Below are 24,484 nucleotides of genomic sequence, written 5' to 3'. Positions count from 1 at the left end.
TGGCCTTTTCACAAACCGCCTGAATGTTTTGTTCGGGGTAGGCCCATGTGCAATCTTTTTTATCAGAGATATAAACCAATTTATCTGCATGGCAATGGTTCAAAAAGAATAGGTTGGCCTGTTGGAGCTGTTCATTGGCATATCCAAGGGTAAAGACCTTACAAGTGAAATCCGGGTATTGGGCCATGATATCATGGATCACGGGCCAAATCCGATCCATTATCCGCCTTACCCCGATCTTGGTAATCAGGATCAAACGGTATTTGAAACTATGGTGTTGTAGCCCCTTGTTAAGAAAGATACGATCCACCTCTACCACATCCGTTAGCTTAGGGACAATCTCGTTTACGATATGGATATCAAGTTTCTTTTTACCTGTATGACTAACCGGTTCCATAATCCTATAATATAGTTTGTCAATTAATTGTATGACAATATATGGATTTTATATCAAATCGTCATATTATTATATGACATATCTGTCATACGAAAATATGACCTTTGGGATATGACCAAGGACGATCTCAAAAAACGTATCGGCAAAAAGATAGTTGAATTAAGGCTCCAAAAGGGTTGGAACCAAGCCAAACTGGCCAAAGAAAGTGGTAAGGATAGACAAGCCATTGAAAAAATAGAGAACGGAAAGGTCAACCCCACCATTTATACTTTGTACGAGCTATCATTGGCCCTGAAGGTCCCATTGGATTATTTAGTTAAAATCCATTAGCCCCAGTTCAACCCTATTACCTGATTATCCGAGAAGGTCAGTGCTTTTGTCCATTAACCGATATTTCAAGGGTATCCATCCCAGAATATCTTGAGTGTTCCAATAAATCGGAAGCAACCTAACCAAAATATTCCCATCCTTTTAAATAACAGATCGGGTGCCATCCCGAAACAACTTACCCAACTAAAAGACCAATAAAATGAGACTTTCCAACAATTTTATTACAAAGTATAGAATCAATATTTTCGTCTATGCATGCCTCATTGGAACTACTTCCTATTTTTATTCTTGTTCCGATGACGATGCCTTATCGGGTTGCTATAAGGATAGGAAAGTTGTGGATACCGTTGTCAATGTCGAAGGAACGATAAGGGGTAAAGGTGTTTTTTGTAATGATTTTACAATTGAACCTGACGAAAAATCAAGTAGCCGCCCATTAGGAGTTTTATTTCCGTGTAATCTTGAGGAAAACTATAAAACCGACGATATCAAGGTCGTATTCAGCGGGAAGATCTACGAATCGTTCGATACTGAGGACATTTGTGCCGACTTTTTTGAAATTACCTCTATTAGGACAATCAATTGATCATATAATCGACATGACAAAAATCTCCTTGTTTGAGGTTTGTTATCTACGCCCTTTGATATGTTAAATCTTAAGAAGCGTGTACCAAATCGTTAAGCAAAAGTTACAACCACACCAAAAACCCCAATGCTTCAACTAGAATGTTACCTTTTAGTGTTAAAATTCGTTAAAAAAGAAGCTGTTTGCAAATTGTTTGCAAATAAGAAAGGCTCCAAAGCGAAAAACGCTCTGAAGCCTTGTCTTTACTGGTGGTCCCACATGGGCTCGAACCATGGACCCCCTGATTATGAGTCAGGTGCTCTAACCAGCTGAGCTATAGGACCTTCTTTCTTAACCGGACTTGGTTGTAAAAAACCTAAGGTACAAGAAAGCTATTTCGGGCTGCAATATTAGCATTTATTTCCATGGTACGCAAGCCATGTAAAGGCTTTTAAATCTAGTCATAATGTTTCACTGAATCTTTAATGAACATAAAAACCGATTCTGACAATACTAACTTCCGCGCTACTCGGTGAAAGGACCGGGGCACCGGCCATCACATGGAAATCATTCATATTCCACATGCCTGTCAAAACACCACCTTATCATTTTCAACTTCGTCTTTCCCATCTCCTAATTTCATCCTCGTACCTCCTAGTTTCATTCCCCCTTTGGGGGTTAGGGGGCTATATCCTCACACAACTCTACCAACACCCCATTACTGTCCTTGGGGTGTAAAAAGGCCACTTTTTTACCATCGGCCCCTTTTTTGGGGGTTTCGTTCAGTACCCTGAACCCCTCTTTTTGCAATCGGGCGATATGGGCTTCGATATCGGTTACGGCAAAGGCGATATGGTGTATGCCCGGTCCCTTTTTGGCTATGAATTTACTTATGGGGCTATCGGGCCGGGTACCCTCCAGCAGTTCTATCTTATTCGGTCCCGTTTTAAAAAAGGAGGTGCGTACCCCTTCGCTTTCCACGGTTTCTTCTTTATAGGCCGGGCTTCCTAATAACTTTTCGAACAGGGCGTTCGATTCGGCCAAATTGGCCACGGCAATACCAATATGCTCTATTTTGTCCATATCCTAGGTGTTTACCCCAAAGGTACGGCAGGACAACGACCCAAAAAACTGAGTTTGATCAGTTGTACGCATATTTCGGCAAACTATGTAGCCTAGTGTGGGGGAAAGCACAAAAATGGGGTAAAAAAGCCTATTTTTGTGCTATGGAATCGCAAAGACAACGGAAAATAGCCGGGGTAATACAAAACGATATCGCCGATATCTTACAACGGGCTGCCACCGATGGCGGACTCAAGGGCACCCTGATTTCGGTAAGTCAGGTACGAGTTACCGTAGACCTTACCATTGCCAAGGTATACTTGAGCATTTTCCCCAACGATAAAGGTCCTGAATTGTTGGAGGGTATTAAAGCCAATACGGCCTTGATCAAACACGAATTGGCCCAGCGTACCCGCCATCAATTGCGTAAAACACCTGAACTACTTTTCTTTATAGACGATTCTTTGGAATATATAGATGGTATCGAACGTTCGCTAAAAGGACAAGACAACCCTATCGATAATCCCGATTTGTTGGACAAACGCAAGAAATCCTAAGTTTGGACTTTCCGTTCTACATCGCCAAGCGGTATATACGCTCCAAGAGCAGCCAAAATGCGGTGAACATCATAAACTTTATTACTTTTCTGGTCACGGTAATCGGGGCGGCCGCCTTATTTATCGTACTCTCGGGCTTTGCCGGGCTCAAAGATTTCAGCCTCACCTTTAGTCAGAGTTTCGACCCCGATCTAAAGGCCTTGCCCATCCAAGGTAAATTCATAGAGATTCACCCAGAACACGAAAAGCAACTGGCGCAAATAGCGGATATAGCCAATTTTTCCAAGGAATTGGAAGAAGGGGTGTATTTTACCTTCGATGAAAAAGGACATCCTGGGTATATCAAAGGGGTCGATAGCCTTTTTGCTCCCGTGGTTGGAGTAGATACCTTGGTAGATTATGGGCAGTTTAAGGTAAAAGGCGGGTTTGGGGTACTCGGTTGGCGTATTGGAATGGCCCTTGGTGCCACTATTGACAACTATCGTAATCCGCTTACGGTACTGGCTCCCAAACCCGGTAAAGGATCCCTGTCGCAAGGCCCAAAAAAGCCATATAACGAGCAAGATATCGTGCTAAGCGGTATGTATTCCGTAGAACAGACCCTAGATTTCAAATACCTAATCGTAGATTTACCCCTGGCCCAGGCTTTGTTGGAAAAAGAACCCTATGAGGTATCGGGCATCAATTTTAAGTTGGCCCCTGAGGCAGATGAAGCTGTAGTAAAGGAAAAAATCGCTCAGGTTTTTGATGGCACCGTTCAGGTAAAAAACCGTCAGGAACTGAACGGCACGCTGCACCGTATGCTCAATACCGAGAATATAGCCACCTATTTGATCTTTACATTGGTTTTGATCATTGCCTTGTTCAATGTAGTAGGTGCCATAATCATGATGATTCTCGACAAGCGTAAAAGTGTACAAACCTTGTTCTACCTAGGTACTCCTTTAGCCCAGCTTAGGCGTATCTATTTTTATCAAGGCATATTGGTAACCGCCATAGGCGGCCTAATCGGGGTATTGATCGGTTCACTTTTGATTGGTTCGCAACTATGGTGGGGTTGGCTCAAAATTTCAGATGTGCTGGCCTATCCGGTAGCCTTTAAACTAGCCAATGTGCTCTTGGTTTTGGCTACGATAATGGTATTGGGTTTTATCGCGGCCAAAATTGCCAGTAGTAGGATCAATAGACGCCTTTTACAATCCTAAAGTACTTTTTAGCTCGTCGGTTTTTGGACGTGTACACCAACCCGTTGGGGCATAGTCCTGTCCTGACTTTAGCAGAGGCTCTAAACACTATATGGTAGTTTGCTCCCACGAAGTTTCGGGGCTAACGTAAAATCAGCGGGCAAACACATGGTCGCCGAATTTTTGCTCCACTTCATCAAAAGCGGCAAATACATCGGCAGCATGGTCCGAGGTAACCATTTTCATGCGGTATTCCTTAAAGTTGGGTATGCCCTTAAAATAATTGGTATAATGCCTACGGGTTTCGAACACCCCTAGTTTTTCACCTTTCCAATCAATGGACATTTGTAAATGCCTACGTGCGGCGGAAACACGTTCGGTCATGGTAGGTAGGGCCATATGCTCGCCGGTTTTTATATAGTGCTTCACCTGATTGAAAAACCAGGGGTTGCCGATACTGGCCCGGCCGATCATAGCGCCGTCCAAACCATATTCGTCACGCATTTTAACCGCCATTTCCGGGCTGTCTACATCGCCATTACCAAATACGGGAATATGCATACGCGGATTGTTCTTTACTTGGGCAATAGGTTTCCAATCGGCATTACCTTTATACATCTGAACCCGGGTTCGGCCGTGTATCGCTATGGCCTTTATACCCACGTCCTGTAGGCGTTCGGCCACCTCTACAATCTTTATGGAATCGTTATCCCAACCCAAACGGGTCTTTACGGTTACCGGTAAATTGGTATGTTTTACCATCGCCTCGGTCAGCTTTACCATTAAGGGAATATCACGTAAGATACCGGCACCAGCATTTTTACTGACCACTTTTTTTACAGGGCAACCAAAGTTGATATCGATAATATCTGGGTTCGACTTTTCTACGATCTCTACCGAACGCAGCATAGAATCGAGATTGGCCCCAAAAATCTGTATACCTACCGGACGCTCTTTTTCGTATATGTCGAGCTTCATCACACTTTTGGCGGCATCACGTATCAATCCTTCCGAAGAGATAAATTCGGTATAGACCACGTCGGCACCTTGTTCTTTACACAAGGCACGAAAGGGAGGATCGCTTACATCTTCCATAGGGGCAAGCAACAAAGGAAATTCCGGCAGCTGTATATCTCCGATTTTTGGCACGGTCGTATTTTTCTGCAAAAATACGGGCTTTCTGTAAATATTACCTGCAAATGGGTTACTCCAAGCGATCTAGCTCTTCTTTCTCGAGTTCCCTACGGTTGTCGTTCAACCTAAAATTACCGAACTTATAGGTAAACCCAACACGTATCAATTGTTGTTCAATACGGGCCTTATACCCATGGTCTTGGTTTAAAAAATCGGCCCGAGCCCAAGCGTTATAGGTGTTTAACACATCTTCGCCGGTGATGCTCAAAGTGGCCCGATCGTTCCAAAACGATTTAACCACACCCAGGGTAAGGTTGGTACCCGCTTCTATGATATAGGTGCCTGTTAGATAATTACTGAGGTACACCAAACTTACCTCGCCCCGCCAAGAGGAGTCTTTCGAAAGGGTCAAAAAATTGGACCAAGCTATATAATACGCCTGAATGTCGTTGGTATAGGCCATATTACCACTTTGGGTTGCCAAAAAATCTTGTTCTTCCCAAAAAATGGAACCGTAGAGATACGAGTACCAAAAATCGGTAAAGGATTGGGCCCAGGTTACATCCAACCCATAGGAACGGCTTCCCAAAATATTCTGTTGTTCGGTAACTATACGAACCCGTTCATTATCTTGAAAGGCCAGTCCTGCTATTTCGTGTCCGTTGTCACGATAATACAAATCAAACGAATAGGTATCCTTTAAGGTGTAATTGAAATTAAAATTATGGGTAAAACTGGGCCGTAGGTTCGGGTTACCCAAACTAAACTGATTCTCATTGATAAAATAAGCAAAAGGGTTTAGGTCTTGATAACGTGGTCTTTCAATCCGTCGGCTATAATCAAATACAAAGCTATGATTGGCATTAGGTTTATGGCCTAACTGAAAGGTCGGAAAAAGTTCCAAATACTCTTGTTCATTGATTTCCGTGACTTGGTTCGATTCGCCACTGGCATCGATGTATTCGAGACGTAAACCACCTGAAAAACTCCATTTTTCCCATTCGTGGGCCAGATTTACATAACCGGCATGGGTACGTTCTTTATAATTGTAAAGATCAGATAATCCCGGTATTAAAGTGCTGGTGCCCCCCATTAAATTAAAATAATCGATACCACTTTCCGAATCTATATGGGAAGTCTTCAAACCGGTTTCGAACCGGCTTTCGCCCCATGGGGTACTATAGTCTACCTGAGCCGTAAAAATCTGAATGTCCTTTTCTGCCTGGGTGGCAAAATCGACCTCATTGATCAGGTCGCCTCCGGCATTCAAATAATCGGAACTTACCCCCTGGTCCCTATGATCATCAAAAAGGGTAAGGTGGGTATTGAACCGTAACTCGGCACCCATATCACTCATTTGGTGTACATAGGTAAGATCCAAGCCCAAATTAGAGGTATGGGTATCCAACCTACTTTGGGTGCTCTGTAAAGAATCGAGCGTCCCTACCCCATTGGTCATATCTACAAGGGTACGGGTCTTATCAATAGTAGATGGAGAAAAGGCCAGATTTCCAGTAAAGTTCAAGCTACCCTTTTCACTAGTTTCAATATCAAGTATGGTACCGATATTCTGACTTAGTGATTTGGTAACCCGTTCAAAATCGGAATCCCAATTGGTAAAATTGACTCCATTTTCATCCTCAAAGTGGGCATAACCCCAATCTTTTTTGAGTTTTTTAGCCGGATTAATCGAATAATTGGCGAAAAGGTTCACCTTATCGGTCTTGTAATAATGGCCGGTAGAAAACCCAAATTTGGAAAAAACCGCTTGCGTATACCGCCCGCTCAGGTTTCCTTTATATCCAGTAGAAACCGCTTTATCGGTAACGATATTTAGAATTGGGGCATCGCTGGCATCATACTTAGCCGATGGCGCATGAATAATCTCAATAGATGAAATATTCTGTCCATCTAGACCCTGCAGCAGGTCTTGTACCTCATCTGGGGTCAATTGTAACTTGCGACCATTTAGAAAAAGTGTTGGCGCTTGGTTACGTACCATAATACGATCTCCAATAGAAAGTACGCCGGGTGTTTTTTTAAGGATATCCCAACTATTATTATTGCTAACCACTGAGTTTTTGACATCGAAGACCAAGCGATCGGCCAAGCGTTTTATGCGAGGTTTACCTGCTGCCACCACCACTTCTTCCAATTCTTCTACACTACCTTCTATGATCAAGGGCCGAAGACCTGTATCCTTTTCAACCTCAATACGACGATATTCGGACAATTTAGAAATATAACTGGCCTGAATAAGATAGGTTCCGGCGGTAATATGGGTTAATTTATACTGACCATCGTCATCGGCAGATACTCCGGAAACCAGAGTAGAGTCGGCCGTTTTCATAATAAAAACACTGGCCAATCCGACAGGGTTTCCTTCACTGTCAGATACCTTTCCCGTAAGTGTAATATCTTGGGCTAAAAGAAGATTCGCACCAAGAACAAAGCAGATTAGGGGTAATACAAGTTGTGCAAATTTGGCTGTTGGCATCGGTCAAATCTAACAAAAAAATAAGTTTTTATTTACATCGTTTTCGTAAAAAGAAAAGGTGTTTGGTCGAAAAGGGCCAAAATTACCGGAAAACGTAGAAGAAGATTTGCCTAGCAGGCAAATGCATTATATTTGCAGGCACACCATTTAATTCCCATAGGGACTTTCTTTTTATGAAGCATATACGCAACTTTTGTATCATCGCACATATCGACCATGGTAAAAGTACCTTGGCCGACCGTTTATTGGACTATACCGGTGCCATTTCTGAACGGGAGAAGAAAGACCAGTTGTTGGACAGTATGGACCTGGAGCGTGAACGTGGCATTACCATTAAGAGCCACGCCATACAGATGGAGTATACCTACAAAGGGGAAGAATATATTTTAAACTTGATCGATACCCCCGGTCATGTCGATTTCTCTTATGAGGTTTCGCGTTCCATTGCGGCCTGCGAAGGGGCTTTATTGGTTGTAGATGCCGCCCAAAGCATTCAAGCCCAGACCATTTCGAACCTATACTTGGCCTTGGAGAACGATTTAGAGATCATTCCGGTTTTGAACAAGGTAGACCTACCATCGGCCAACCCAGAAGAGGTAACCGACGATATCGTAGACCTTTTAGGCTGCGATGCCGAAGAGGTAATTCCGGCCAGTGCCAAGACTGGTATCGGTATTGCAGATATTTTGGAAGCGATTATCGAACGTATCCCCGCTCCCGAAGGATCGCCAGATGAAACCTTGCAAGCTTTGGTATTCGACTCGGTATATAACCCGTTCCGTGGTGTTGAAACCTATTTTAGGGTATTGAACGGTTCTATGAAAAAAGGTCAGAAGATCAAGTTCATGGCTACCGATAAAGAATATTTTGCGGATGAAGTAGGTACGTTGCATCTAACGCAGACGCCTAAAAACGAAATAAAGACCGGAGATGTTGGCTATTTGATTACGGGAATAAAGGATGCCCGTGAGGTAAAAGTGGGTGATACCATTACCGATGCCGCCAAACCCGCCCCTACTGCCATTGAAGGCTTTGAAGATGTAAAACCTATGGTATTCGCCGGAATCTATCCCGTAGATACTGAAGATTTTGAAGAGCTCCGTTCTTCCATGGAAAAACTACAGCTTAACGACGCATCTCTGGTATTTACCCCTGAAAGTAGTGCTGCTTTGGGCTTTGGTTTCCGTTGTGGGTTCTTGGGCATGTTACATATGGAGATTATCCAAGAACGTTTGGAACGCGAGTTCAATATGACGGTAATCACCACGGTGCCCAACGTAAGTTACCACGCCTACACCAAAAAGAATACCGAAGAGATCATTATCGTGAACAACCCTTCGGACCTGCCAGATCCATCGACGGTAGATCGGGTAGAAGAGCCCTTTATCAAGGCCACGATCATTACCAAGTCGGATTTTGTGGGGAATGTGATGTCTTTATGTATCGATAAACGTGGGTTGATCACCAACCAGACCTACCTTACACCAGAACGGGTAGAGCTGACTTTTGATATGCCCTTGGCTGAGATCGTATTCGACTTTTATGACCGCTTAAAAACCGTATCCAAAGGCTATGCCTCATTCGATTATGCCCCAATCGGTATGCGGGTTTCCAAATTGGTACGTGTAGATATCTTGTTGAACGCCCAGCCGGTAGATGCCCTATCGGCCTTGGTACACTTCGACAATTCGCAGACCATTGGTAAAAAGATGTGTGAGAAGTTGAAAGAACTGATACCAAGACAACAATTCGACATTCCGATCCAGGCCGCCATCGGTTCCAAGATCATATCGCGAGAAACCATTAAAGCCTTACGTAAAGATGTGACCGCCAAGTGTTACGGGGGTGATATATCGCGTAAAAGAAAACTCTTGGAAAAGCAGAAAAAGGGTAAAAAGCGTATGCGCCAAGTGGGTAATGTAGAAATACCCCAACAAGCCTTTATGGCCGTTTTGAAGTTGAACGATTAATTCGGTTGATCTAGAGCAGCCAATTGGTAGGATTGGTATGATTTTTGTGTGTAAAGGTTTGGGAATCAACCCCGAACCACACCTACCAACATGAGACACTTTTCGCCTTTTGCATACCTTCGTAAGGTAGTTGTTCTACCTACCGTAATCTCCATCTCACTGTTTTCGTTTGCCCAGTATAGCGATACAGTACAAGAGCAACTATACCTACACCTATCCAAACACCATTTCGATAGGGAGGAGAACATCTTTTTCAAGGTGTACCTACAGGCCTTCGATTCCAATGGGCCTATTCCCCCAGTGAGTAAGGTCGCTTATATAGAGCTGCGTTCGCCCTCCGATTCCTTATACTATAAAAAGATGGTGCTTTTGGATCGATTCAGTGGGTTCGGTGCCCTTTGGTTACCAACCGATCTTGCACAAGGGCCCTACACCCTTAAGGCCTATACCCGTTTTATGGAACATTCAGGCATAACCAAAACCGAAAGTAAGATATTCGTGGGTAAGCAACCCAGCGAAATAGGGTCGAATGCCACTGAAAAACCAAGTATAACCTTTTACCCTGAAGGCGGTCGTTTGGTGGTGGGCATACCCTCGCAACTAGGGGTACAGATGCGTGGGTCCATGACCGATTCAATCGAAGCAAAAGTAGTCGATGGCTCCAGAAACAATATTGGTGGCCTAAAACTAATGCCAGACCGAACCAATCTGTTCCTTTTTACGCCCCAATCTACAGAAGAGCATACCCTGATCATCAAAGGACCTCATGGCGATTGGCGTTATCCCTTACCCCGGGCGCAGGCCCAGGGTGTCGGTATCCGAGTACTCGAAAACGAAAACGAATTTAGGGTCTTCCTAAAATCGACCCTACCTTTAAAACTGGAAAACATGGTGCTAATTCTGTGGCAAAACCATGTTAAGATCCTCAATCTACCCATAGATCAAGGCAAGCAAACCCTAATCGTTCCAGTTGCCAAAAAACACCTCGCCCCCGGACTGGCTACACTTGAACTAATCAATGACCTAGGGGAAACCGTACTCGTACGTAAGGTGTTTATCGATCCGGATAGGTTAGCCCTTTCTTTGTCCCCCTACACAAATACCGATAAAAACGAAGTACAGCTCAGATTGGAAGCTAATGGCGACTGGGATCAAAAAACCGATTTGTCGGTTTCCATTCACCGTTTTCCCAATTCGGCACGGACACTATTACCCAAGGATAGCCAACAAAACCTGAAGCCCTTGACCGACAAATTTGCCCAACTGTTACTTGCCGATGGTCAAGAACGGGAAATAGTCCTGTTGACCGATCCAATCTACCCTCCAACCTACTCAACCGCGGACCTTGCCAATATCGAAAAGGGTCTTACCGTTAGTGGTCAAGTGGTTTCCAAGAGCAAGAAGAAACGCGATCTGCAGGTAAATCTGTTGTACAAGACCAAAGACGAGGTCGGTTTCGACCATTCGGCCGTGGATAACGATGGCCGATTTACCTTTAGCGATCTCTTCTTTACCGATTCTACAGAACTCACCTTAAAAGTCAGCCGATCTACCTCCCATGGCAAGCATAAGATAAAATCGCTTTATGGCCATACCATTGTCATGGATTCGGTATCGCCCAAGGACTTTGCCTTTTTGGAGCAAAAGAATTCTTCCATTGCCTCCGTGCCAACCAAAAATCCAGTAGCCGAAATGGTGATCCCCGAAGGGGTAAACCGATTGGATGAGGTGGTTTTGGAAGATGAGGCCATTGATAGAAAGGCTAAAGAACGCGACAAACAACGCATTATGTACAACGACCCAACATACACCGTAGAAATAGCCAATTTAAAAGGGATGCATGCCTTTAGTCTTGGTGATATTTTACGCATGTATGTTCCCAATATAAGTGGTGGAAACGGTAAGTTTTATTTGAGAAACTCAGGGGTTGCCGCTTTAATACTGTGGAACGGAACACCAATAAGCTCGAACCCCAGCAGTGTTTTCGATATTGATTATGTCGATATACTTACTGGGCCCAAAGCCGCAATATATGGTAGCAGGGCCGCTGGAGGCATCGTTGCCATTTATACCAAAAGGGGAAACTACGATGTCAACGAACAAAAGGCTATGCCTGATCCCGGTTTTAAAATCACCCTTCCCGGCTTACCCTCTGCCAAAGACTATACCATAACCGAACAAGGTGTGAAGGAGGGGCTGGTCTATTGGAATCCCAACTTAACCACCGACGTCCAAGGAAAAATAAGCATAGCACTTCCTTTTAATGATGATCTACCTTATTATTTGGTCGATATACGCGGAATAAAACCCGATGGTAGCGTACTGCATTTTGTAGAACGGATTTCCTACACTAAATAAATCATCAACTAAAACTTATCTTTATTTCATAACCACAAGCAAGCAGCATGCAGTTTAAATCCAGTCAGATACTTTATAAATGGTATACATTTCTTTTTGTATGGTGTAGTTGGTATGTTGCCAAAGGCCAACCAGTTGACTATTATAAAGAAAATGTTCAACTTCATCTTTCCAAAAACCATTTCGATAAGGAAGAGAACATCTTTTTCAAAGTGTACCTACAGGCCTTCGATTCCAATGGGCCTATTCTCCCAGTGAGTAAGGTCGCTTATATAGAGCTGCGTTCGCCCACCGATTCCTTATCCTACAAAAAAATGGTGCTTTTGGATCGATCCAGTGGGCTCGGTGCCCTTTGGTTACCTTCCGATCTTGCACAAGGGCCCTACACCCTAAAGGCCTATACCCGTTATTCGCAAGCTTCGGGTTCGGCCCTAGCCATAAGCACGGTTTTTGTGGGCAACATATCCCAATCGCAAAAAGGGAACCTTACCCAAAAGCCAAACATTCAGTTTTACGCGGAAGGCGGCCAACTTGTTGCCGGGCTTCCGTCACAACTCGCCGTGTACTTAGAAGACCTAGCCCCCGGTAGCCCGAGTAATGCCAAAATAATCGATGGTTCTGACAATCAAATAGGCTCCCTTCAGCTCACTTCCCTTATGCCAGTCTTGTTTCGTTTTACACCGAAACACAACGAAACCTATACGTTGACCCTAGATAATTTAGAGGGAAACTGGTCATATCCCCTTCCCAAAGTACAGGCCACTGGAATAGGTGTTCGTGTACTTGATTACGGAACTGAGTATAGGGTCTTTTTAAAATCGACCTTGCCCGATACCTTGGAGGGTTTGGTCTTAAGCTTAAAACAAAACGGGAATCGCATTTTGGAGCTACCCATTCATGAAACCAAGGAAACCTTAATCATACCCATAGCCAAAAAGCTACTTGCTCCCGGGCTGGCCGAGATAGAACTATGGAACGCAAAAGGAACAAGCGTATTGAAACGGAACATTTTTAAAAAGAACAACGAGACGAAGCTTTCCATAGAAGGTGTAACCCCTGAGAAAAGCGCAATAACTTTAAAAGTAGATAGACACCAAACTTGGGGCCGGAACCCTGATTTATCGGTTGCGATACATCGTTTCAAAGATACCTTACCTCCTATTTCCAGGGGGATTAAAAACCCTCAGTTTTTTGGCGATTTCCTCACCAAAATCCATCTGGCGGATAAAGCAAATCGAGAAGTACTTCTTTTAAGCCTACCTCAGAATAATAGTAACATAAAGGCGTCTACAACACCCGAATTCGAAACCGGAATCACTTTATCGGGTAGGGTAACATCCAAGAATAAAAAGCAACGTGACCTTCAGGTTAACCTAATATACAAAAATGGAAACGAGGTCGGTTTTGACCATACTATAGTAAATGACCAAGGCCGTTTCGCCTTTCACAACCTATATTTTACCAATTCTACCAAATTGAGTTTAAAGGTGGGAAAACCATTCGCAAAGGGAAAACATAAGATTAGTTCACTTAACGGTTATAGCATTGATCTAGAGACTATATCGCCCAAGGACTTTGCTTTTTTGGAAAACAGGAACATTACACAAGAGATCCCTAACCCAAAAATGGTCGAAGCTTTAGTTATACCCGAAGGGGTAAACCGTTTGGACGAGGTTGTCGTGGAAGACCATGCCATAGATATTATAAAATCTACCCGAAACAAGCGTCGAACTTTATATAAAAACCCGAATCAAACTATAGAGGTTGGTAATCAAATAGGAAACAACGCCTTAACCTTGCCTGAACTTCTTCAAAGCCGGGTTCCCGGTCTTACAATTATCAATAATGTATTTTATTTACGAAATACAGCTACTATCTATGGCCCCGTTCCTGCTTTGGTCCTCCTTAATGGAATACCTTATAAAGATAATTTTGAAAGAATGTTTACAAATGAAATTGATTACATAGACATCTTAAAAGGTTCCAAAGCAGCCATTTATGGTAGCCGAGCGGCCGGAGGGGTAATAGCTATTTATACAAAAAAAGGAGATTATAATCTAAACCAACAAACCGTAACACCTGATCCCGGATATAAAATTACCCTGCCGGGCTTACCAAACCCTAAATTATACAAGCTTCGTGATAATCGAAATCAAGAAGGTCTTGTATACTGGGATCCCAAGGTAAACACCGGTAGCCAAGGGACTATAGCCCTAGAATTACCCTACTCTCCAGACCTTCCTTACTACCGTGTAGATATCAGAGGGGTAACTGAAGATGGAGCTACCGTTCAATTTGTACAATGGGTGTATCTAAAAAATGTAGCATTTAACTAGTCAATAATAAAACCCGTTTTTACGAATTACACAAATAAGGTCAAAATTTTGTATTCCGTTGAACATTTTTAAATACCAATAGGTAATACTCTAATTTTAAGCAAAATGTAATCTTACATCATGCCCCGCACATTTCAGAACCTACCTTTTATACTTTTCCTCTGCGCCTTAGGTGTTTTTAATACTCCCCTTTTTGGCCAAGAACTACCTACCGAAAAAACCTTTATCCATCTTCCCAAGGATAAATTCGATACCAAGGAAAAAATTCCGTTTAAAGTGTATATAGTAGATGGCGATACCGGAATGTCCCCCATAAGCAAGGTGGTTTATATAGAGGTTTTGACTTTGGATAAACAATCGGTACTCAAAAAAAAGTTGCTCGTTCAAGGGACCAGTGCCTCTGGGATCCTGAGTTTTCCTGAACCCTTGGATCCGGGTACTTACCACCTGCGGGCCTATACCAAATTTATGGAAGGGTCTTCGGGCTCCCATCAAAACAGCATCCCCTTGGTACTTACGGACCATGGCGGCACACCGCAAACCCCTACCCAAAAACCGGCACTTCGAATACACCCGGAAGGCGGAACCCTTGTGGCCAACTTGCCCAACCGCATCGGGGTTAAGGCCTTGTATCCGTATAGTGTAGATGTTGATGCCATGTTAGAGCTCGTAAATTCAAAAGGCGATATTCTAGAAAGCATTCCCTTTCCCTTTGGCTTGGCCAAAGCCATTCCCTTTACACCAAAAGAAGGGGGTTATACCCTACGGTTGGTCAGTCAACAACGGACATGGTCATATCCCTTGCCCGAATTGGAAGCCCAGGGATTTACCATGCGCATTATCGAAAATCCGGAAAGTTATAAACTATACATACAAACCAATAACGGTGGGGGTTATGCGGGTTGCCAGCTTAAAGTAGCGCAAAAAGGCCTGCCCGACTTTGTTCTTCCTTTACGGTCAACGAGCCCCACCATAGTACTTCCCCTGCCCAAAGCACGTTTAAGACCAGGGCTGGTGCATATTAGCCTTCAGGACGATGCTGGCCAAACTCCCTATGAAAAAACCCTATTTCACCAAACCGGAACCCTAACCCAGTCGGCCATTACAATCGATGTTGCCGAAAAGGGGATTCAGCTAGCGGTAAAAGATTCCTTTAAACTAGCCGACATGTCCGTATCGGTCCACAAATTAGCCGGGGCCCGGCAACCCTATTCCAATATCGGCACCCATTTACAATTGGCCACGGAATTTACCCTGGACGAAACCTTTGCCCAAGTGATCGACAAAAACGGATTATTGGATAAATCGGCATTGGATGCCGAATTATTGGCCTCATTTAAACCCATTTCAAAAGACAGCACCATTTTGTATGTGCCAGAAACCGGATTGGAATTAAAAGGCAAGGTTGTTTCTCGAAGAAAGAACCCTGATTTTGAAGGCATTCAGGCCTTTATGGTTACCCGTTCAAGTGCAGGTCTCGGTTTTGAGGAAAGTCCGATTTCGACCACAGGGGAATTTTCTTTCCAAAACCTATATTTCCCCTCTGGGGCAGAAGCGAATGTAAAAGTTGGGGTGGCCAAACGACGTAAAAAGGATAAGGTAAAATTTTCGGATTCGTATCAAATCATAATCGATTCCCTTTTACCCACTGATTTTGCCGTACCGGAATACGATTTTGACCCAAGGGAAACCCAAACTCAAGAAGTTGAAGGATTTTCTGGCGACGGTATTACCCAACTCGATGAAGTCACTTTGGAGACCGAAGTAGAAACCAAAAAACAAGCCCAAAGAAGGAGGCAACGATCCCTATACATTACCCCTTCCGAAACCGTAGAGGTTACGGATCAAATACTAAGTGCAACTAATTCCATCGAAGAATTATTACAACGAAAAATACCCGGTCTACGGGTAATTGAAGGCGCCTATTACCTAAGGTATTCGGTAACCGCGGGTAACCTAACCCCAGCCTCGATAATGTTGGATGGTTTTTTTATAGATTCGGCCGATCTTAACCCCATTCCCATAATCTCTGTAGACTATGTTGATGTAATACGAGAAGGAAGGACCGCCCTTTTCGGACGACGGGGCGTGGGGGGTGTTATCGCCATTTATACCAAAAGAGGTGAGAAACACGACACCTTGCCCCCAGATAGATCGGGTCAGGTTATTGTACCCATACCCGGTTTGGCCGATACGGATAAGCTCAAGCTTACTAAAAGAAAAGGCGATTTGATCTACTGGGATCCCGATTTCAAAATGAATAGCAAAGGCAAACATACCATAGCCATGCCCAGCAGCCTTTCTGCCGGATATTATTTAATCAATGTTCAGGGTATTTCAGCAAACGGCACTCCCCTATGGGCCACCCGAAAAATCTATTGGGAACCCTAACTATTTTATTTCTGATAAGACTTCGCCCAGGTATACCAATGTCATGCTTCCCTCAAAATCTTTGAACACCGTTTCTGCCTTGGCATCGAATACGTGTAGTTCGCCTTCGGGTTCCTTTAAGAAAAGGGGCAAACGGTTACCATTTTTCATTTTATCCAGCGATTCCCAATCCGTTAAGACGGTCTCGTGAATCTCAGGAAACCTATGGGTCACCTCAACCAACTTATTAAAATCGAATTCGGTTGAGAATAAGTGATTCTCACTATTGGGGGTTTGTTGAAGTAGTTCTTGGCCACTCATTAATCGGTAGGTACCATGTTCACCAAAATCCTTCCCTAAAGTATTGATCACATAATTATTGATATCGTTGTTGCCGGTAAATCCGAATAAAAAACCGACATCGTTCAATTCGATATTGTCTTGTAAAGTATCGGTAAAAACATTAGTCTCCAAAGCTTCCAAACCATCTTGAGTTGCACTTGCGATATGGGCAGTGTTATTATCTAACAACACCACATGCCGACCATTGTTCTGTAGGTATTTCGCTATTAACCGAGAAGGCTCGCTGGCCCCAACGATCAATATCCCTTTAGACACACGCAGCATTACCCCTACCCATTTGGCCACCATACGGGCGGTGGTAGCATTAAGTAGAACGGTTCCCAGTACGATTACAAAAACCAATGGGGTAATATATTCGGCCCCGGGTTCGCCTTTGACCAAAAGTTTCGAGCCAAAAAGTGAGGCGATTCCGGCCGCCACGATTCCCCGTGGACCCACCCAACCAATAAATAGTTTCTCGTTCCATTTCAGGTTAGACCCCTGTGAACTTAACAACACACCAAGCGGTCTTATTATAAAGACGACTATTCCGAACAATAGGGCCGTCTTCCAGTTTTGCACCAATTCCAGATCGGCCAAATTAATGTTGGCCGCCAATAAAATGAACAAGATGGAAATCAGTAAAACACTAAGCGATTCCTTAAAGTCGAGCAATTCCTTAAGGTTGGGCAAGTTCATATTCCCAAGCACCATACCCATAACCACCACGGCCAAAAGTCCGGACTCATGGGCAAATACATCAGACTCGACAAACACCAAGAGCACCACCGATAGTGATACTACATTCAGTAAGTAATGCGGAATCATATTCTTTTTAATGGCAAAAGCCAAGGCGTGGGCGAATGTAAACCCGAAGGTGGTACCGAATAATACGATCTTACCGAATTCGATCAAGGCGGTTTGGGTATACCCACTGCCTTCCCCAACACTTATAAACTCAAATACCAAAACAGCCACCAAAGCCCCAATGGGATCTATCAAGATACCTTCCCATTTTAAAATGGCCGAGACATCTTTTTTCAGGGGAATGTTACGCAATATCGGGGTTATAACGGTAGGGCCGGTCACGATGATCAAGGCGGCAAACAAAAAGGAAATCTGCCAAGAAAGTTCGAAAATATAATGGGCAGCGATACCCGCCCCAAAAAAAGTGATGACGGATCCCAAGGTTATCAACTTGGTGATAACCGGCCCCACATTGGCAATCTCGGCCTTTTTTAAGGTCAGCCCCCCTTCAAAAAGAATGATACTAATGGCCAAAGACACGAAATAATACAGGGTTTCGCCCGGAAAAAGTCCCTTTTCACCATTCCATATCGGTTCGATCAGTTTACTACCATCGTCGGTATATAAGGTAGATAAAGGTCCTACCAAAAGTCCGATCAAAATCAAAGGAAGAATGGCAGGCAATTTTAAACGCCAAGCCACCCATTGGGCTATTATCCCTAAAATTACAATACCAGCGAGTTCTACCATAGGTTGGTTTTAAGTTGCGGATTCCATACTTAGCATGAAACGGGCAACGTTAGTGTTCAACTAAAAATAGGAAACTTAATCGAAAGCGAAAAAAGAGAGCCCCCAGACCAAGCCGTTCAATACCAAAATTAATACTATCTTGCCCCCAAAGTGTCAGACCTTGAACAACCAAAAGCCTTTTAAAACCCTACTTTTCGGATTTGCCTTTTCGCCCACTTTGGATGCCAATATTATGGAGGTGACCCGAATTGCCTATTATATGCAGGCCAAGTTGGTATTGCTTCATGTCGGGGAGAAAGATGCTGAAAAAGAAGCCAAAATCAAGGCGCTTTTAAACAGTACCGAACATCACGATCTATCGATAGACATCCAATGGAAACCCGGTGACCCCTATGAGGTAATCCTGGAAACTACCCAGGCCATGGACATCGATCTTTTGGTCCTCGGGGCCTTGCAACACGAAGGTCTGTTCCGTTTTTATGTAGGCTCCATAGCCCGGAAACTGACTCGAAAAGTAGTCTGTTCGGTCTTACTCTTAATCAAACCCTCTTTAGAACGTATCCCTTGCCAGCACATTGTGGTCAATGGATTGGATGCCCCCGATACCCCTGAGGCCATTGGGCATGCCGTTTATATGGCCCATATCTTACAGGCCAGGCAACTCACTGTTGTGGAGGAGATTCGCCAGCAAGAGGTAGAACGTGTAGAAGACGATAAGTCATTAAAACGTGCCTACATTAAAAAAGAGCGGCTAACCTTACGGGAAGACAACCGTGTAAAAGGTGTTTTAAACGCATTGCCCCAAGATTGGATGGTCAATATTAACCTTAAGACCCAAAGTATTTTCGGAAGGCGGGGCTACTCTATTGGGCATTATGCCGAAGTGGTCCGTGCCGATCTCTTGGTCATGAACGCCCCTTTAAAAACCCGTTTGTGGGATCGCTTGTTCCCTCATGATATCGAACATATATTATCGGATCTACCGACAGACCTTTTGATCATACGCCCCAAACATGGTAACTAAGGAGAAAAAACATATCACATTCGCCAAAGACCTCCCCAAGAATATGTTCTCGGGTTTTGTAGTGTCTTTAATAGCCCTACCCTTAGGTTTGGGCTTGGCATTGGCCAGTGGGGCACCACCAATATCGGGTATCATGGCCGCGATTGTGGGCGGTGTGGTTATGGCACTATTAGGCGGAAGCCATGTGACCATATCGGGCCCGGGTAACGGTTTGGTCATCGTTATTTTGGCAACCATAATGACCTTGGGAGGCGGCGATATGTACCAAGGGTTTTTATATACCCTGGCGGCCATTGTTTGTTCTGGGGTGTTGATTTTACTATTCGGATTTTTGAAAATGGGCCGTTTGGCCGATTTTTTCCCGGCTTCGGCCATAGAAGGCATGTTGGCTGCCATCGGAATTGGGATCTTATCAAAGCAATTCCACATTATGATAGGTAATAATGGGGCCACCGGTTCCATTATGGAGCTATTGGGTAAAATTCCCGAAGCTTTCGTTTCCGTTTGGCAATCCATGGATTCAGGTATATGGATCGTAGCCACGGTTGGCCTGATCTCTTTGGCCATCATGGTGTTTTATTCCAAATTGCGAAACCCCTATTTTCAGCTGATTCCGGCCCCGATGTGGGTGCTTTTGCTGAGTGTAGGCTTTAGTTATGTCTATATATTTTTGAAACTTCCTTTTCCTTTGGATGCTTCTTATTTAGTGCAGATTCCCGAGGATGTGCTGGGTAATTTGGCCCGACCCGATTTTGCCAAATTGGGAGAAACGGAATTTATCTTGGCGGTGTTTTCCATCACCCTGATTACCAGTATCGAATCCTTATTGAGTATAAAAGCGGTTGATAAACTAGATCCGGCCAACAGGCGCTCGAACGTAAACCGAGACCTTAAAGCCCTGGGAATCGCCAATATTATCAGTGGTTTTTTAGGCGGACTGAACGTAGTGGTGGTTATCGCCCGAAGCTCGGTAAACGTAAACAACAGGGCCACCAATCGTTCGGCCAACCTATTCCATGCCCTATTTTTGGCCGTATTCATATTATTATTCGAAGGCTATATCAAAAAAGTACCCTTAGCGGCCCTTGCGGCCATTTTGGTGTATACCGGTTATAAACTGGCCACACCCAAGAACTTGAAAAAAATAGCCAAGATCGGTACGGAGCAAATCCTGATTTTTGCTACCACTTTGATCACCACCTTGTTTACCAATCTTATTACGGGTATCAGCGCCGGTATTGTGGTAACCCTGTTGATCCACATCGTAATGAACCGTTCGTTACACCTGTTCTTTGGAAACTTGGCCAAGCCCAATATCCTTATGTTCAAAGAGGCCGACGGAGGTACTTTTTATATTAGTGTAAAGTACTTCTGTAGTTTTATGAATTTTTACAAACTAAAGAACAAACTAGATGCCATCTCGGAAGACGAGACGGTCGTAGTCGACTTTTCGATGTGCGATTTTGTAGACCATACGGTAATGCAAGGTTTGGAGAACTATACAGATACCTTTGCCAAAAAAGGGGGCAGCATTGAAATCGTGGGGCTGGACAAGCACGGCACCAAATCGGGCCACCCTTTTGCCGTTCGCAAGGTTTTACCCCTAAATAGGATCAAGCCCATTGAACAATACCTGACCAAGCGTCAACGGTTGTTAGAAAGTACTGCCAAAGAATTTAAGTGGCAATATGACCCCAAACGTAATACCGACACCCAGTTTTTATCGGATTTTGTGTTTTTCCAAAATCGGGAAATCAAATATACCTACAACCGTTTGTCGGGGCCCGAGGGCAAGTTCAACCTTTTCGACCTAGAATTTACCGAAGGGGCCTTTATTGCCAAAGAGGTGGTGAAGACCACGGTATTGCATTATAGTTTGGAAGATGCCATTCCGGTTTTTTCTTTAGACAAAGACGGTTTAATGCGTTTACTCTATAACCTAGCCGGTTTTTCTGATATCGACATCGCCGACCATCCCGATTTTAACAAACGATATTACCTAAGCGGTCCCGATGAAAAACAGATCCGCGATTTAATGACCGATGAACTCATCTTGTTTTTTGAAAGTAATCCGTATTACCATGTCGAATCGAATGGGAAGAGTCTCTTGATCCAAAAGAAAGAACGACTACTTAGTGTACAAGAGATCAAAGCCCTGATATTTTACGGCCAACAATTGTGTAAGTTGTTGCGCAGCCCCAGTTTCGTAGGGCGCTAAGTGTTAAAAATTGCCCAAATTAGGTAGTTTCCCTCCCCCAAAACTTCTTAGAATTCTTAATTTGCAAACCTTTACACCATTTTGTAGATGAATCTATATCCCATTGAAACAGGGAATTTTAAGTTAGACGGCGGGGCCATGTTCGGGGTGGTTCCCAAAAGCATTTGGCAGCGTACCAATCCGTCCGATGCCAATAACCTCATAGACATTGCCGCCCGAAGTCTTTTAATTGAAGACGGGGATCGGTTGGTCTTAATCGATACCGGTCTGGGCAACAAGCAATCCGATAAATTTTTTGGGTATTACAACCTTTGGGGAGACCACAGTTTAGATGCATCTTTGGCCGCCCACGGTTTCCATAGAGACGATATTACCGATGTGTTTATGACCCACCTGCACTTTGATCATTGCGGCGGTAGTATTGAATGGAACGATGATCGCACCGGCTACCGTCCTGCCTTTAAAAATGCCCTTTTCTGGACCAACGAAAACCACTGGAAATGGGCAACGGAACCCAATGTAAGGGAAAAAGCCTCGTTTCTTAAAGAGAACTTGTTACCCATGGAAGAAAGCGGACAATTGCGCTTTATTGAGCGCAGTGGTGCCATGTTCCAAAAAGAATCTGAATTGGGTTTTTCCATCTGGTTTATGGATGGGCATACCGAAAAACAAATGCTGCCCCAGATTACCTACAAGGGAATAACCCTAGTTTTCGCCGCCGATTTGGTACCCACCGTAGGCCACATACCCCTACCTTATGTTACTGGTTATGATACCCGACCCTTACTCAGTATGGACGAAAAGGCACGGTTTATGCAGACTGCCTTGGAACAGAACCTGTATCTGTTCTTTGAGCACGATGCCCACAACCAGCTTTGTACCTTAAAAGAGACCCCAAAAGGGGCCAGGGTCAATACTATTTTTACTTTCGAAGAACTTTTTAATAGCTAATACTACAAATAACAACAAGAGGAATTTAATTTGAAGCATATGAAGTTGACGTTTAACGGAACACTGGGATCCCTCGGGATGGCCGCATTATTGGTCGCCTGTTCAGGGACACAGCCTTTAGTTTCCACGCCCATTGAGAATATAGATACCATGCCCCTTAAGATCGAGGAGCTCACCGAAAAAGAAAAGCAACATTGGGGCCATACCGATTTGATTACCGATACCATTCCCGGTATGAGTGTAGATAAGGCCTATGCCGAGCTATTGGGTAACAAAAAAGGCAAGACCATAATCGTAGCCGTATTGGATTCGGGTATGGATTTAGAGCATGAAGATCTAGACGATGTACTTTGGACCAATAAAAAGGAAATTGCCGGTAATGGTAAAGACGACGATGGCAATGGGTATATAGACGATGTACATGGGTACAATTTCCTAGGCGATTCTTATAACGAAAACCTAGAAATGACCCGTATCGTAAAGTTAAAATTGGGCGATGCCACTTTACAGACTGCCGCACAGAACGAACTCAATGAAAAACTGACCAAAGATTCGGCCGAAAAAACCCAGATAGGCGCCATTTATTCGGCCATTAACGAAGCCCACCAAAGTGTGGCCAAAGCTTTGGGTAAAGAAGATTACACCCAAGAAGAGTTAAGGGCATTGGCTGCCAAAGATGCCAGTATGATCCAAAACTCGGGCATTTTATCGCAAGCCTTCGCATTTGCACAAAATATTCCAGGTGCCACGAACATTCCAGATGTATTGGAAGAGATGAAAGGGTATGTAGATTACCTAACCGAATCGGTAGATTATAACCTTAATGTAGCCTTTGACGGTCGTAAAGTTGTGGGCGATAATCCCTACGACATTAAAGACACCAAGTATGGTAATGGTAACCCTAGCCATGTTAAGGAAGATGAGAGCCATGGTACCCACGTAGCCGGAATTATCGCAGCGGAACGCAACAATGGTTTAGGTGCCAATGGGGTGGCCAACAACGTAGAACTGATGTCGATTCGAGCCGTTCCTAACGGAGACGAATACGATAAAGATATTGCCCTAGGTATACGTTATGCCGTTGACAATGGTGCCAAGATCATTAACTGTAGTTTCGGTAAATCATATTCACCGAATGCCGATTGGGTATACGATGCCATTAAATACGCCGCTAAAAATGACGTATTGATCGTACATGCCGCCGGAAACGATGGTGAGGATCTAGATGACCCGGCCAATCCGAATTTCCCGAACGACCAAATCAATAACGGACCAGAAATGGCCGACAATGTAATAACCGTAGGGGCCTTGGCACCGAAATACGGCCCAGAAATGGTGGCAAGTTTCTCCAATTATGGTAAGATCAATGTAGATGTACTGGCACCAGGCGCTAAAATCTACTCCACCGTTCCCGAAAGCAAGTACAAAACTATGGGAGGTACCTCTATGGCAGCTCCTGCCGTGGCCGGTGTAGCTGCCGTGGTCTGGGGTAAATATCCTAACCTTAAAGCCGGGCAGATCAAAAAGATTATTATGGAATCGGGTGTATCCTTGAATACCGAGGTTATAGTGGCTGGTGATGATAACAACGTAAAATCTTTTGGCGATGTTACCTCTTCCGGAAAAATGGCCAATTTGTATAATGCCCTTATCTTGGCGGAACAAGTATCAAAAGGTAAAGTAAACCTATAA

At 44.0% G+C, this 24,484-nt stretch carries 16 protein-coding genes and 1 tRNA gene; 11 read left to right on the top strand and 6 right to left on the bottom strand.

The annotated features are described in order from the left end of the window. On the bottom strand, positions 1-397 hold a 397-nt coding region (locus B7P33_RS12340), incomplete at its 3' end, for a hypothetical protein (protein WP_141402472.1). 111 nt (positions 398-508) lie between these two features. Between B7P33_RS12340 and B7P33_RS12335 the strand changes: the two genes are divergently transcribed. Further along, entirely contained in the window at positions 509-727 is a 219-nt protein-coding gene (locus tag B7P33_RS12335; RefSeq protein WP_097442257.1) for a helix-turn-helix domain-containing protein, read from the top strand. Between the two features lie 832 nt (positions 728-1,559). Here the strand turns inward: B7P33_RS12335 and B7P33_RS12325 are convergent. Next, positions 1,560-1,636 (bottom strand) — tRNA-Ile (locus B7P33_RS12325). Positions 1,637-1,970: 334 nt separating this feature from the next. Continuing rightward, positions 1,971-2,375: a methylmalonyl-CoA epimerase gene (gene mce, locus B7P33_RS12320; RefSeq protein ID WP_097442255.1), complete on the bottom strand. Its 405-nt coding sequence runs from the start codon at positions 2,373-2,375 to the stop codon at positions 1,971-1,973. A gap of 143 nt (positions 2,376-2,518) precedes the next feature. Here mce and rbfA point away from each other — a divergent pair, with 143 nt between their 5' ends. Both rbfA and B7P33_RS12310 read left to right on the top strand, forming a co-directional pair. After that, positions 2,519-2,911 (top strand): 30S ribosome-binding factor RbfA, encoded by a 393-nt coding sequence (gene rbfA / locus B7P33_RS12315; protein WP_097442336.1) that lies wholly within the window; start codon positions 2,519-2,521, stop codon positions 2,909-2,911. Positions 2,912-2,913: 2 nt separating this feature from the next. Further along, a complete protein-coding gene (locus B7P33_RS12310) occupies positions 2,914-4,116 on the top strand; it encodes an ABC transporter permease (RefSeq protein WP_097442254.1) in 1,203 nt (400 codons plus the stop codon). A 132-nt stretch (positions 4,117-4,248) separates the two neighbouring features. Here the strand turns inward: B7P33_RS12310 and dusB are convergent, their stop codons facing one another. Beyond that, complete coding sequence (dusB, locus tag B7P33_RS12305) at positions 4,249-5,244, bottom strand: tRNA dihydrouridine synthase DusB (RefSeq protein ID WP_097442335.1); 996 nt, start codon at positions 5,242-5,244, stop codon at positions 4,249-4,251. Positions 5,245-5,299: 55 nt separating this feature from the next. Next, positions 5,300-7,726, bottom strand: a complete 2,427-nt coding sequence (locus tag B7P33_RS12300) for an outer membrane beta-barrel family protein (RefSeq protein ID WP_097442253.1) — start codon at positions 7,724-7,726, stop codon at positions 5,300-5,302. 173 nt (positions 7,727-7,899) lie between these two features. On the opposite strand from B7P33_RS12300, the gene lepA reads away from it, so the two are divergent. From lepA to B7P33_RS12280, 4 genes are all read left to right on the top strand, one after another. Next, entirely contained in the window at positions 7,900-9,696 is a 1,797-nt protein-coding gene (lepA, locus tag B7P33_RS12295; RefSeq protein ID WP_097442252.1) for a translation elongation factor 4, read from the top strand. A 90-nt stretch (positions 9,697-9,786) separates the two neighbouring features. Next, on the top strand, positions 9,787-12,054 hold the full coding sequence (locus B7P33_RS12290; protein ID WP_097442251.1) for a TonB-dependent receptor: 2,268 nt from the start codon (positions 9,787-9,789) through the stop codon (positions 12,052-12,054). 47 nt (positions 12,055-12,101) lie between these two features. Continuing rightward, the gene (locus tag B7P33_RS12285) at positions 12,102-14,390 is read left to right on the top strand and encodes a TonB-dependent receptor (RefSeq protein WP_097442250.1); all 2,289 of its coding nucleotides are present in this window, start codon (positions 12,102-12,104) and stop codon (positions 14,388-14,390) included. A 120-nt stretch (positions 14,391-14,510) separates the two neighbouring features. After that, on the top strand, positions 14,511-16,781 hold the full coding sequence (locus B7P33_RS12280; RefSeq protein ID WP_097442249.1) for a TonB-dependent receptor: 2,271 nt from the start codon (positions 14,511-14,513) through the stop codon (positions 16,779-16,781). On the opposite strand, the gene B7P33_RS12275 is transcribed toward B7P33_RS12280, so the two are convergent. Continuing rightward, complete coding sequence (locus B7P33_RS12275; RefSeq protein WP_097442248.1) at positions 16,782-18,599, bottom strand: cation:proton antiporter; 1,818 nt, start codon at positions 18,597-18,599, stop codon at positions 16,782-16,784. Between the two features lie 139 nt (positions 18,600-18,738). Here B7P33_RS12275 and B7P33_RS12270 point away from each other — a divergent pair, with 139 nt between their 5' ends. From B7P33_RS12270 to B7P33_RS12255, 4 genes are all read left to right on the top strand, one after another. Beyond that, the gene (locus tag B7P33_RS12270) at positions 18,739-19,623 is read left to right on the top strand and encodes a universal stress protein (RefSeq protein WP_245871767.1); all 885 of its coding nucleotides are present in this window, start codon (positions 18,739-18,741) and stop codon (positions 19,621-19,623) included. Beyond that, positions 19,613-21,841 carry a SulP family inorganic anion transporter gene (locus tag B7P33_RS12265; protein WP_097442247.1) on the top strand — a complete coding sequence of 743 codons (2,229 nt, stop codon included), beginning with the start codon at positions 19,613-19,615 and terminating at the stop codon, positions 21,839-21,841. Before B7P33_RS12270 ends, B7P33_RS12265 begins: the two co-directional genes overlap by 11 nt. Positions 21,842-21,928: 87 nt before the next feature. Beyond that, positions 21,929-22,792 (top strand): MBL fold metallo-hydrolase, encoded by an 864-nt coding sequence (locus B7P33_RS12260; RefSeq protein WP_097442246.1) that lies wholly within the window; start codon positions 21,929-21,931, stop codon positions 22,790-22,792. A 39-nt stretch (positions 22,793-22,831) separates the two neighbouring features. Further along, a complete protein-coding gene (locus B7P33_RS12255; RefSeq protein ID WP_097442245.1) occupies positions 22,832-24,484 on the top strand; it encodes a S8 family peptidase in 1,653 nt (550 codons plus the stop codon).

The organism is Sediminicola luteus (genome assembly GCF_002514735.1).
Classification (GTDB): domain Bacteria; phylum Bacteroidota; class Bacteroidia; order Flavobacteriales; family Flavobacteriaceae; genus HQA918.
This window is presented reverse-complemented; position numbering and strand designations above follow the sequence as displayed.